The 12379-nt window shown below is 62.4% G+C and carries 10 protein-coding genes; all 10 read left to right on the top strand.

The window, feature by feature from the left end:
• Position 1: 1 nt before the first annotated feature.
• The 10 genes from GYM54_RS06175 (at position 2) to GYM54_RS06130 (ending at position 12327) form a co-directional block, all read left to right on the top strand.
• Positions 2-1153, top strand: a complete 1152-nt coding sequence (locus GYM54_RS06175; RefSeq protein WP_197445673.1) for an acetyl-CoA C-acetyltransferase — start codon at positions 2-4, stop codon at positions 1151-1153.
• A 187-nt stretch (positions 1154-1340) separates the two neighbouring features.
• Entirely contained in the window at positions 1341-2225 is an 885-nt protein-coding gene (locus GYM54_RS06170; protein WP_197445674.1) for an SDR family oxidoreductase, read from the top strand.
• Between the two features lie 242 nt (positions 2226-2467).
• Positions 2468-3253 carry an SDR family oxidoreductase gene (locus GYM54_RS06165; RefSeq protein ID WP_197445675.1) on the top strand — a complete coding sequence of 262 codons (786 nt, stop codon included), beginning with the start codon at positions 2468-2470 and terminating at the stop codon, positions 3251-3253.
• Between the two features lie 9 nt (positions 3254-3262).
• A complete protein-coding gene (locus GYM54_RS06160; RefSeq protein WP_197445676.1) occupies positions 3263-3733 on the top strand; it encodes a MaoC family dehydratase in 471 nt (156 codons plus the stop codon).
• A gap of 25 nt (positions 3734-3758) precedes the next feature.
• Complete coding sequence (locus GYM54_RS06155; protein WP_197445677.1) at positions 3759-4961, top strand: acetyl-CoA C-acyltransferase; 1203 nt, start codon at positions 3759-3761, stop codon at positions 4959-4961.
• Between the two features lie 193 nt (positions 4962-5154).
• Entirely contained in the window at positions 5155-6123 is a 969-nt protein-coding gene (locus tag GYM54_RS06150; protein ID WP_197445678.1) for a YCF48-related protein, read from the top strand.
• 9 nt (positions 6124-6132) lie between these two features.
• Entirely contained in the window at positions 6133-8559 is a 2427-nt protein-coding gene (locus GYM54_RS06145) for an RND family transporter (RefSeq protein WP_197445679.1), read from the top strand.
• Positions 8560-8562: 3 nt separating this feature from the next.
• A complete protein-coding gene (locus tag GYM54_RS06140) occupies positions 8563-9732 on the top strand; it encodes a helix-turn-helix transcriptional regulator (RefSeq protein ID WP_131650309.1) in 1170 nt (389 codons plus the stop codon).
• Positions 9733-9852: 120 nt separating this feature from the next.
• A complete protein-coding gene (locus tag GYM54_RS06135) occupies positions 9853-11103 on the top strand; it encodes a helix-turn-helix transcriptional regulator (protein WP_231752230.1) in 1251 nt (416 codons plus the stop codon).
• 183 nt (positions 11104-11286) lie between these two features.
• Positions 11287-12327, top strand: coding sequence for a Rieske 2Fe-2S domain-containing protein (locus GYM54_RS06130; protein WP_197445680.1), 1041 nt, complete (start codon positions 11287-11289; stop codon positions 12325-12327).
• Positions 12328-12379: the final 52 nt, after the last annotated feature.

Raw genomic sequence — 12379 nt, 5'->3', positions numbered from 1 at the left:
CGTGCCTGAAGCCTATATTGTCGACGCCCTGCGCAGCCCTACCGGCAAACGCAAGGGTGGTCTTGCCCATGTCCATGCCATCGACCTCGGGGCGCATGCGCTCAAGGCGCTGGTGGAGCGCAACGTGGTTCCCGCAGCTGAATATGACGATGTGATCTTCGGCTGCGTTGACACCATCGGTTCGCAAGCCGGGGATATTGCCCGCACCGCCTGGTTGGCGGCGGGCCTTCCACTGAATGTGCCGGGCACTACAGTGGATCGCCAGTGCGGCTCGTCGCAGCAGGCGCTGCACTTCGCCGCGCAGGCGGTGATGAGCGGAACTCAGGATGTGATTGCGGTCGGCGGCGTGCAGACCATGACCCAGATTCCGATTTCCTCGGCGATGCTTGCCGGGCAGCCGCTGGGCTTCACCGATCCGTTTTCCGGCAGCCGTGGATGGCAGGCGCGCTTCGGTAATCAACCGGTGAACCAGTTCCACGCCGCTCAGCGCATTGCCAGTCACTGGGACATCAGCCGTGCGCAGATGGAGTGCTTTGCGCTGGAAAGCCATCGCCGCGCCTTGGCGGCCATCGAGGGCGGGCGCTTCACGCGTGAAATCGTCCCGCTCGAAGGTGTTTGGGCCGACGAAACGCCGCGCCAGACGACGCTGGACAAAATGGCATCGCTGGAACCGGTCGACCCGACGTACCCGGATATCACCGCCGCGGTCTCCAGCCAGACGTGCGACGCCTCGGCGGCGCTGCTGGTGGTTTCCGAGGCCGCGCTCGCACGCTACGGGCTGACCCCGCGGGCGCGCATTCATCACCTGTCGGTCCGAGGCGACGATCCCATCTGGCATCTCACCGCGCCGATCGAAGCGACTCGTCATGCCCTGAAAAAGGCCGGGATGACAATGGCGGATATCGATCTTGTGGAGATCAATGAGGCCTTCGCATCGGTGGTTATGGCGTGGCAAAAGGAGCTGGATTACGACCCCGCCAAGACCAACGTCAACGGCGGGGCCATCGCCCTCGGCCACCCGCTGGGTGCCACGGGCGCCAGGCTGATGACCACGCTGCTCCATGAACTGGAGCGCAGCGGCGGACGCTTCGGCTTGCAGACGATGTGCGAGGGCGGCGGGCAGGCGAACGTCACTATCATCGAACGTCTTTAGATCGACAGGCCCTGGGCGCGGCAGACGCTGCTGCGCTTGGTCAAGCCGCGTTGAAATCGATCGTGGAATGCTCATTGGCCTCGGCAAACTCCGCTTCCCCAGCCGATTTCGCCTTGCCTGACCTGCGCTAGCGACGCGTCTGCAGGCGCCTTCGACCGACCGTCACATATTGAAAAAGGAACGAAGCATGGGAATTCTCAACGATAGAGTCGTCATCATCACGGGCGCAGGTGGCGGCCTGGGCGCCGCGCATGCCCGTGTATTCGCCGCCGAAGGCGCCTGTGTGCTGGTCAATGACATCAACCAGGCTGCTGCACAGGCGGTGGTCGACCAGATAACGGCTGATGGTGGCCGTGCGGTGGTGAACACCTCCGACATCACCCACTACGCCGACAGCGAGAACGCGGTGCGTCAGGCCATCGAAACCTTTGGTGATCTGCACGTGGTGTTGAACAACGCCGGCATCAACCGCGACCGCATGTTCGCTTCCATGACCGAGGCTGACTGGGACGCCATCATGGCGGTGCATCTGAAGGGCCATTTCTGCATCAGTTCGCACGCCGTGCATTACTGGCGCGACCAGAGCAAGGCGGGGCGGAAAGTCGATGCACGGATCCTCAACACGACGTCCGGCGCGGGGCTGCAAGGCTCCATCGGTCAGTCCAACTACGCCGCCGCCAAGGCCGGGATTGCCGCACTGACGCTGAACCAGGCTGCGGAACTGGGCCGCTACGGTATCACCGCCAACGCCGTCGCCCCGGCCGCCCGCACCGGGATGACCACGGCCGTAGAGGCCATGGCAACACGCATGGCCAAGCCCGAGGACGGCAGCTTCGACTATTGGGCGCCGGAAAACGTATCGACCGTTCTGGCCTGGCTGGCTTCGGTCGAATCGGCACAGGTCACCGGACAGGTGTTCGAGGCCGAGGGAGGGCGCATCTCGCTGGCCGACGGCTGGCGCACCGGAGTCACCCGTGAGAAAAACGAGCGCTGGCAACCCGCCGAGGCCGGCGAGGCCATTGCTCAGATCCTCGCGGAGGCCCCTGCGGCGCAGAAGGTTTGGGGCAGTTGAAAAACTCACGTCCCTGTAGGGTGGGCTTCAGCCCACCACTAGCTCTGGCACCGCCTTCATAACCGCCTGGCCTGGTCTGCGTGAACGGCGTCGAGCTCCGGTGGGCTGAAGCCCACCCTACGAGCTGAAGCAGCGCGCCGCGTTGCCCACCCACCACCATTGCACCCCGTCCGTTTTGACGATGCCGGCCCGTCAGTCGCCGCGCTTAGATGGCCTCAGGTTTTCCAATCCGAGGTGCCATCGTGAAACATGCTCCCGCCTATGTGCCTGGTCACCAGTTGCTGGCCGGCAAGTCCGTTTTAATCACCGCCGCCGCAGGAGGCGGCATCGGCTATGCGGCCGCTCGGCGTAGCGCCGAGGAAGGCTGTCGCGCGCTGATGATTTCCGATATCCATCCGCGTCGTCTGGAAGAAGCGGTCGAGAAGCTCAAGGCCGAGACCGGCCTTGAGGCTGTCTACGGCCAGCTGTGCAATGTCACTGTCGAGGCGGATGTTCAGGCGCTGGTCGCTGCCGCTGAGCAGGCCCTGGGCGGGGTCGACGTGCTGATCAACAACGCCGGCCTGGGCGGCCAGAAGCGTGTCGTCGACATGACCGACGAAGAGTGGCTGCGAGTGCTGGATATCACTCTGACCGGCACCTTTCGCATGACCCGCGCCATGCTGCCGCACATGCAACAGCGTGGTAGCGGCGCCATCGTCAACAACGCCTCCGTGCTCGGCTGGCGCGCGCAGAAAGAACAGGCCCACTACGCCGCGGCGAAAGCCGGGGTGATGGCGCTGACCCGTTGCAGCGCCCTGGAGGCTGCCGACTTCGGCGTGCGTATCAACGCGGTGTCGCCCTCTATCGCCCTGCATGACTTCCTGAAGAAGGCCGCCAGCGAGGATCTGCTCGAGCAACTGACCAGCCGAGAGGCGTTCGGCCGTGCCGCCGAGGTCTGGGAAGTGGCCAACGTCATGATTTTTCTAGCCAGCGACTACGCCTCCTACATGGTTGGCGAAGTGCTTTCGGTCAGCTCGCAGCACGCCTGAGGAACGCTCATGACACGAATATTCAGCAGTGCCGAACAGCTGCACGCGGCGGTAGGTGAGTCGCTCGGCGCAACCGACTGGTTGCCCATCGAGCAGGAACGAGTGAACGGGTTCGCCGAGGCCACGGGCGATCACCAGTGGATTCACGTCGACCCCGAGCGCGCGCGAAAGGGGCCATTCAAGGGCTGCATCGCCCACGGCTACCTGACCCTGTCGCTGGTCAATTTCTTCCTGCCGCAGCTGATGCGCGTGGACAACCTGTTGATGGGCGTGAACTACGGCTGCGACCGGGTGCGCTTCCCTGCGCCGGTAAAGGTCGGTGCACGCGTGCGCGGCACCGGCGAGATCAGCTCCGTGGAATCGCTGCCCAATAGCGCGCTGCAGGTCGTGGTCCGCGTCACCGTCGAAATCGAGGACAGCGACCGCCCTGGCTGCGTGGTGGACACCATCAGCCGTTACACCTTCAACCCCGCACCATGAGGCCCGCTCCATGAGGAATACTGCCATGCAAGAAGCCGTGATCGTTTCCACCGCGCGTACCGCGCTGACCAAGTCTTTCCGGGGTTCGTTCAACGATACTGAGGCGCCGGTGCTCGGCGGCCAGGTGGTGCGCGCAGTGGTCGAACGCGCCGGCGTGGCGCCGGGCGAGGTGGATGACGTAATCATGGGGGCGGCCGTCCAGCAAGGCACTCAGGGATTCAACATCGGCCGACTCTGCGCCTATACGGGCGGGTTACCCGAGAGTGTGCCGGGTATGGCGCTGGATCGCATGTGCGCGTCGGGGCTGATGTCCATAGGCGTAGCGGCCAAGGGCATCGCATGTGGCGAGTTGGGTATCGCCGTGGCGGGCGGGGTGGAATCCCTTTCGCTAACCCAGAACAAGCACAAGAACGCATACCGGGCGCAGTCCGAAGCGGTGCTGCAGCTTATGCCGACCGCTTACATGCCCATGATCGAGACCGCCGAGATCGTCGCCAGTCGCTACGGCATCAGTCGCCTGGCACAAGACGAATACGCCCTGCAAAGCCAGCAACGCACCGCTGCCGCGCAGCAAGCCGGATTGTTTGCCGACGAAATCGTACCGCTATCGGCCAGCCGGCTGCTGTTCGACAAGGAAGGCAATCCGGCCGGCCACGAAACGGTGGTGGCTGATCGTGACGAGTGCAACCGCGCCAGTACCACCCTCGAAGCGCTGCAGTCACTGAATCCAGTGTGGAAAAACGGCAAGTGGGTCCAGCAGGGCGAGCACATCACGGCCGGCAATGCCTCGCAGCTGTCCGATGGCGCGGCCGCCTGCCTGCTGATGAGCCGTGCCGAGGCCGATCGCCGTGGGCTGGCGCCGCTGGGGATCTATCGCGGTATCGCGGTGGCAGGCTGCAGTCCGGAAGAGATGGGCATCGGCCCTGTCTACGCGGTGCCCAAGTTGCTGGAGCGCTTCAACCTGCGGGTGTCGGATATCGACCTCTGGGAAATCAACGAGGCCTTCGCCTGCCAGGTGCTGCACTGCCGCGACGCCTTGGGCATCGCCAACGATCGGCTGAACGTCAACGGAGGCGCCATTGCCATTGGGCATCCGTTTGGTATGAGCGGCGCCAGGATGGTGGGTCATGCGCTGCTCGAAGGCCGGCGGCGGGGTGCGCGGCATGTCGTGGTGTCCATGTGCATCGGTGGCGGCATGGGCGCAGCCGGACTGTTCGAGCTGCCTTGAGCTTTCACGCCCGGGCGGGTGCCTGCCGGTCGGGTGTAAGCCATTTGGACGATGTTCACTGTCGCCTGGGCGCAGAAGATCGGGCAAAGGCTGCGATCCGGGTATGCGGGATGTTCGTCGGCCGACCCAAAACAAGAACAACGAGCACCGCTGCGTGTCTGCGCAGTGAGTGCCGACCGGAGGGTGGTGTGCCATGAGCAAACTGATCAGCTACGCGTTCTGTTTCGTCGTCGCGGTGTTGGTGGTCTACGCCTTCTCGCCCCGGAGTGAGGAGGCGGCACGCGCGGCCCAGCTGGACGTCACACGCGTGCATATCAACAACATGACGCGCCTTGACGATACGTTGATCGCCGTTGGCGAGCGCGGCACGATTCTGTTCAGTGACGACAAGGGCCAAACCTGGAGCGGTCGTCATGAGCAGGCCAAAAAGCCGGTAACCCTTACCGCCATTGCCGCTTACGGTGACGAAACCTTGCTGGTCGTGGGCCACGACAACCTGATTCTGCGAAGCACGGACCGGGGCCGCAACTGGACCACGACGATGTACGACGCTGCCCTCGGCGAGCCGTTACTTGGTCTCTGGAGCGAAGACGGGCAGCAGATATATGCCTTTGGCAGCTTCGGCAAGTTCTATGTCTCCACCGACGCCGGTGAGCACTGGGCCGAGCAGAGCCTCCCGATCAATGGCGAACACCTCAACAGCATGGATGGCGCCGCCGACGGACGCCGAATCCTCGTCGGGGAGATGGGACTGGTCTTGCGTTCGCTCGATGCGGGCAAGAGCTGGGCTCAGGTCGAGCCGTTCTATGAAGGTTCATTGTTTGGAGTGTCGCGGCTGTCGGGCAGTCACTGGGTCGCCTATGGAATGCGCGGCAACGTGTTCGCCACGCATGACGACGGCGCCACCTGGGAAAAGGTGGAACTCGGCCACCGTTTGCCCTTGTACGGGCATGCCCGTACTGACGACGGCGGGGTGTTGATCGTGGGAAGCGGCGGGGCCTTTGCCCGGCTCGATGAAACCGGAGAGCTGACCCAGACGGGCTACGTCAAGGGGCAGGACACGCTCACCTCGGCGGTGATGCTGCGTGACGGCAGCCTGATTGTGGCCGGTCAGCATGGCTTGAGATTTCAAGGCCCCAATCTCTTCGCGGCCCGTAAATAAGGAATGCTCATGACGAACCGTAATCGCTGGGTTGCCCGCTTTGTCACGGGCAGTGCCGATCGCTTGCTGGCGTGGCGCAAGCCACTGTTGGCGATATTCATCCTGATCACGCTCGGGCTCGGTTATAGCGCCACTCAGGTCCGGCTAGACCCGGGCTTCAACAAGCAGATTCCCGTCTCTCACCCCTTCATGCGGAACTATCTGCACTACAGCGAAATTTTTACCGGCGCCAACAGCCTGTTGGTCAGCGTCCGCTGGAAGGGCGAGGGAGACATCTATAACGAGCAATTCCTCGACACGCTGCGCAAGGTGACCGATGAAGTGTTCTTCATTCCCGGTGTGCGGCGCTCCAGCGTACGTTCGTTGTTCACCCCCGATGTGCGTTATATCGAGGTCACCGAGAACGGTTATGTCGGCGATGTCGTCGTCCCGCCACAGTTCAGCGGCACACCGGAAGACCTCGCACAGGTCCGCAACAATACCGCCCGCTCGGGTCAGATCGGCCGACTGGTGGCCAATGACCTGAGTGCGGCGATGGTCCGGGCCGATCTGCAGGAATTCAATCCGCAGACTGGCGAGCGGGTGTCCTACGTCGAGATCGCCAAGCAACTGGAGGAAATTCGCGAACGGTTCGACGGCGAAAACATCGAGTTGAACATCGTCGGCTTCTCCAAACTGGTGGGCGACGTCGTGGATGGCCTCGTCGCGGTGATGGGTTTCTTCGTCATCGCCTTCTTCATCACCGCGGCGTTGCTGTGGATGTACTGCCGGTCACTGAAACTGACCGTCGTGGCGCTGCTGGTGGCATTACTGCCCGTCGTATGGCTGCTCGGGCTGCTGCCACTGCTGGGTCTGGGCATCGATCCAATGTCGATCCTGGTGCCCTTCCTGATTTTCTCCATCGGCGTGTCGCACGCCGTGCAGATGACCAATGCCTGGAAGCAGGATGTGCTGGCCGGCAGCAATGCGGTGGACGCCGCGCACGCTGCGTTCTGCAAGATCTTCGTGCCGGGGGCGCTGGCATTGCTGATGAATGCGCTGGGCTTTGGCGTGATCATGCTGATCGACATTCCGATCGTGCGGGAGCTGGGTCTGACGGCGTGCATCGGCGTCATGCTGATGATCATCACCAACAAACTCATGCTGCCGATCATCATTTCCCATATGCATCTGGAGCGTGGTGCCCTCAAGACCAGCGGTGAGTCCCAAGGTGAGCGACACGCCCTGTGGTGGAAACTGTCGGTGGTGGCGACGCCCGGCCCGGCGCTCGTGGTATTCGCGGTCAGTCTGGTGCTGTTGCTGGGCGGTGCCTGGAAAAGCCGTGACCTGGTCATCGGCGACGTCGGAACCGGCGCGCCGGAACTGCGTGACACCTCTCGCTACAACCGGGACAACGCCCAGATTATCGGCAGCTATGCCATCGGCCTGGACGTGCTGTCGATCTACGCCGACGTACCGAACGTGACCGAGGCTTGCCTGGACCCGCAGGTGATGCGCGCAGTCGAGCAGGTCGACTTTCAGACACGCAGCGTTGCAGGCGTGCAATCGGTGCAGAGCGTTGCCGGAATGGGCAAGGTGGCGATTGCAAGCAACAACGAGGGCAACCCGCGCTGGGCGGCCATTCCCGGTGCCCAACGAGGACTTCAGCCAGGCTCGATGGCTTACTCACAGTCGCACGGGCTGGTGCTCGACGGCTGCCAGACCATGCAGATCCTGGTGTTCCTGGAAAACCACAGCGGCGAAACCATCGCCCATGCGGTGGATGAAATCGAACGCATCCTGGCGGGGGTGGACCAGAGCAAGGTGAAGTTCAAGCTGGCCGGCGGCAACGCCGGTGTCATGGCCGCTTCCAATGAGGCGGTCAAACATGCCGAAGTGCAGATGCACGGCGCGTTGCTTGGCTCTGTGGCGTTGTTCTGCTGGCTGACGTTCAGGTCCTTCCGTGCGGTGCTGTGCATCATCACGCCGCTGGCCATCGTCGCCACGCTGTGCAATGCGCTGATGGCCGCTTTCGACATCGGCCTGAAAGTGTCCACTCTGCCGGTGCTAGCGCTCGGCGTGGGGGTCGGTGTCGATTACGGCATCTATCTGTATGAGCGGATGCAGCATGAACTGGCCCAGGGGCGGGATTTGCGCACGGCCTTCTACGAGGCCATGCGCCAGCGCGGTACCGCCGCGCTCTTCACCGCGTTCACTATGTCCATCGGGGTTGGCACCTGGGCCTTTGCGCCGCTGAAGTTCCAGGCCGACATGGGCATCCTCCTCGGTTTCATGTTCCTGGTTAATGTGTTTGGCGCGATCTTCCTGCTGCCGGGACTGGCTGCCTGGTTCGACCGCTCGGCCCGTCTGGTCAAGTACCGGGGGACGCCGGAGGTGGTGGGGAAAGCCGCGTCCCGCCGCAAGTCCGCCGCGCTGGCGGCCAGTGTGGAGGGCTGAGTAATGCTGGCGGGCGCGATGGATGTCGACGGCTATGACCGGTTGCTGGACAAGCTGTACGCCGCCGCCGTAGACGAGCCCGGCTGGAACCCGGCGCTGACGGCGTTGCACGAGCTGTTTGCGGCGAACTACGTGACGCTGATCCTGCGGACTCCAAACAACTCGGACAAGGGGCTGATGATCGTCCTGGGCGACATCGAAGGGCAGGGGAGCGTGACCTACCTGACCTACCCCTATGACGAGACGCCCTTTGTCGATACACCGCCTAACGAGGTGTTCAGCGTTAGTGATCTGATGAGCACCAGCACATGGCGCGCATGCCCTTATTACCAGCGCTACTGCGCTGCCCACGATGTTTTTCACGTCCTGGGCGTGGATATCTCGCCACCTGGCAGCGGAACCTTCCGCTTCAGAATTACCCGTCCTGAAACCGCGCCAGACTTCTCGCCAGCAGAAAAGGCGCTGTGTTCACGCCTGGTACCGCACCTCAGTCGGGTGCTGCACTTGAATGTGATGCTCGGCCGTAACGAGTCGCTTCGGTCCATCTACTCCCAGGTCATCGGCCGGCTTTCCATCGCGACGCTGGTCGTGGATGCCAGCGGCCGGATCGTCGAGCAGAACCGAATTGCCAGTGAGCTGCTGGCCAGCGGAGATGGCTTGAAAAGCGTCGGTGGGCGTCTGGAGGCCTACTACCCCGGCGATAACCAGCGACTTTATCAGCTGCTCCGAAGTGCGCTGCGCCGGTCCTTGCCGGGTGAGCCGGAGGAGGCCGAGGCGCTTTCCATCTCGCGCCCGTCCGGGCGGGTCAGTTTGGGGCTGGTGGTGGAACCGGTACCGAACGGGGAGTGGGCGGATGACAGCGATCATCCTGCGCTTCTGGTTTATGTCCGCGACGCCGAGGGCCGCACCCTACTGAACAATGCCATCGCTCGGCAGTTGTTCGGCTTTACGCCATCCGAGACTGCCCTCGTCATCGAACTGGCCAACGGCTTGTCGCTGGAGGAAGCCGCCCATTCGCTTGGGATCAGACGCAACACGGCGAGGGCGCATTTGCGCGCCATTTTTTCCAAGACCGGCGTCAGGCGTCAGACTGAACTGGTCCGCATCATTCTCAATAGTGTGGTCAGCCTTGGGAGAGAACACATCCAGAAAAGCCTTAAGCATTCTTCATGACGTAGCATGTGCTCATTCGTAGTCGAGTTCGGTTGAACACCGATTCCCAGCGACGAATGAATCTTAAAAATAACAATAAATGCTGCGGCGCGATGGCGCCGACGGTAAGTGAGGTCAGATATGCAAGCAATGCCGCTATCCATGATTTCCGTGAACGACACACCTGCGCCGTATAAAGAACCCCTGTCGCTCGCTGAGTACGATGCGCTCGTACAAATCATCCAGGAAGGTTCGCTGGACAGTGACACGCTCACCCGGGCGCTCGAGGCTTTGCGGATTTGTTTTCGCGCCAATTACGTCACGCTGATCCTCAAGGTGGTCGGCATGGACGAGATGGGGCTGATGCTAGTGGCCGGCAACTACAAAGAGCACGGCCGGCTCTGCTACCAGGCCTACCAGGAGGGTTCCACGCCCTTTGGCAACCAGCCCGTGGATACCGTCTTCACCGAGCTGGACGTGCTGTCGGAAGCGGACTGGAAAACCTCAAGTTATTACCTCGATCTGTGCCGCAATTACGATGTTTCCCATCTGATGGGCGCCGATATCACCACCCCGGATTCTGGGCTGGTTCGCTTGCGCGTCACCCGCGCTCACGCTGCGCCCGAGTTCGACGCGCGCGACCGTGAAATCTGCAGACTGTTGATGCCACACCTGCGTCGCAGTCTGCATATGCACAACCTGCTCAACCGCAGCGAAATGATTGGCGCGCTTTATTCACAGGCCATTACCCGTCTCTCGGTAGCCACCATCGTGCTCGACGGAAGCGGCGCGGTGCTGCAGCTCAATGAAGTTGCGCGTGAGCTGCTGGAGCGGGCCGATGGTCTGAAGCTGATAGGCGGGCGCCTGGAGGCGACCTATCCGAGCGATAACCGCGAGCTGCACAAGCTGATCAACGAAGCTTTTGCCGCTCATCAGGGCCAACGGGCACTGACACGCGATGCGCTGTCCATCTCGCGGCCCTCGGGGGAAGTCAACCTGGGCGTTGTGGCCGAACCCATGCCTGCGGTTGACTGGGTCGAGGGCAAGGGGCAGCCCGCCGTGGTGTTGTATGTGCGCGATGCGGTCGGCAAGTCCCAAGTCAACAATGCGGTAGCCAAGCAGCTGTTCAACTTCACGCCGGCGGAAACCGCTCTGGCACTGGAGTTGGCCAACGGCTTGTCGCTCGAGGAGGCGGCGGAGAACCTCAATATCATGCGCAACACCGCTCGCGCCCATCTGCGCGCGATCTTCTCCAAGACCGGCGTGCGCCGTCAGGCGGAGCTGGTGCGGGTCGTGCTCAACAGCGTAGTCGCCCTCGGTGGCAACCAGCTGACGCCGCTGAAAATACCTGTCACGACCTTGCCACGTCCGTTTTTCCGGGACGTGCGCTGACGGCCGCAGACGAGCGTGTCTGCCTGTACGTCATCCGCCGCGGAACGGCTACGCCTCCGCGGCTGCCTCATCTAGTCCATCTGAGGGATGAGGGCATCGCCTGTCTTGCCGATTATCGCCATACGCCGTGTGGTTTTAGCCACGGTTCCAGCGAATAAGAACAATGCCTCTGAGGACCCTGATATGACGCAACTGCTCGATATCAAAGCTGCCGCTTCAACCGGCCAGTATCGCTATGCCCGTGGTTGGCACTGCCTGGGTGTCGCCAACGACTTCCGTGATGGCAAGCTGCACACCCTGAACATCTTCGGTACCCGCCTGGTCGCGTTCGCCAATGAAGCGGGCACTATCAGCATTCTGAACGCGCATTGCCCGCATATGGGGGCCGACCTGTCCCAGGGTGAGCTGGTCGATGGCCAGGTGGTCTGCCCCTTCCATCATTGGAAATTCGAGGCGAGCGGCCGCTGCGCCGAGATCCCGTATTGCAAGCGTATTCCGCCGAAAGCCAAGACCCGCAGCTGGCAGACCTGCGAGGTGAACCATCTGCTATTTGTCTGGAACAACCCGGAGGGCAATCCCCCGGTAGAGGACGTCGAGATTCCTTACTTGCCCGAGATCGACAGCGACGAGTGGGACAACGACTGGCACCTGGATACCATGTTGATCGAAACCAATCCACGAGAGCTGGTGGACAACCTGGCGGACGCCCAGCATTTCGGGCCGGTGCACGGTACACCCACCACCTACTTCGCCAACGTGTTCGAAGGGCATGTCGGGCACCAGATCTTCCACGGTGATTCGGGGCGGCTGGGCGGTGATCTCGTCGCAGAGTCGGCCTATTACGGGCCTGCTACCCACTTCACCCGCATGAAGGCCAACTTCGAAGGCTTGCTGGTAGAAAGCATTCTGCTGAACTGCCACGTGCCGGTCACCCCTGAGAGTTTCGAGTTGCGCTTTGGTGTGCTGGTAAAGAAGGTGCCGGGTTGGAGCGAAGAGCAGAACAAGGAGCTTGCGCTCCAGTACGTCGCGAACAACCGCACCTCGTTCTATCAGGACGTCGACATCTGGAAGAATAAAGCGCGTATCGACCATCCTGTTCTGGCTGAGGGCGACGGTCCTGTGTACCAGCTGCGCGAGTGGTATCAGCAGTTCTTCATGGATGAGGCCGACGTGCCGGCCAGCAGGGCCGAACGGCAGGAAATCGTGACGGTCGACCGTCGCTGATACATACCGCTCCGGCTGACGCCTCCCTCCAAACTAGGTGCGAGGCAGCGCT

It is taken from the genome of Pseudomonas sp. MTM4, assembly GCF_019355055.1.
Classification (GTDB): domain Bacteria; phylum Pseudomonadota; class Gammaproteobacteria; order Pseudomonadales; family Pseudomonadaceae; genus Stutzerimonas.
This window is presented reverse-complemented; position numbering and strand designations above follow the sequence as displayed.

Coding starts and splice junctions, on each gene's coding strand:
- GYM54_RS06150 (WP_197445678.1), top strand. CDS start 5,155: ATGAGCAAACTGATCAGCTACGCGTTCTGTTTCGTCGTCGCGGTGTTG.
- GYM54_RS06130 (WP_197445680.1), top strand. CDS start 11,287: ATGACGCAACTGCTCGATATCAAAGCTGCCGCTTCAACCGGCCAGTAT.
- GYM54_RS06135 (WP_231752230.1), top strand. CDS start 9,853: ATGCAAGCAATGCCGCTATCCATGATTTCCGTGAACGACACACCTGCG.
- GYM54_RS06155 (WP_197445677.1), top strand. CDS start 3,759: ATGCAAGAAGCCGTGATCGTTTCCACCGCGCGTACCGCGCTGACCAAG.
- GYM54_RS06160 (WP_197445676.1), top strand. CDS start 3,263: ATGACACGAATATTCAGCAGTGCCGAACAGCTGCACGCGGCGGTAGGT.
- GYM54_RS06145 (WP_197445679.1), top strand. CDS start 6,133: ATGACGAACCGTAATCGCTGGGTTGCCCGCTTTGTCACGGGCAGTGCC.
- GYM54_RS06170 (WP_197445674.1), top strand. CDS start 1,341: ATGGGAATTCTCAACGATAGAGTCGTCATCATCACGGGCGCAGGTGGC.
- GYM54_RS06140 (WP_131650309.1), top strand. CDS start 8,563: ATGCTGGCGGGCGCGATGGATGTCGACGGCTATGACCGGTTGCTGGAC.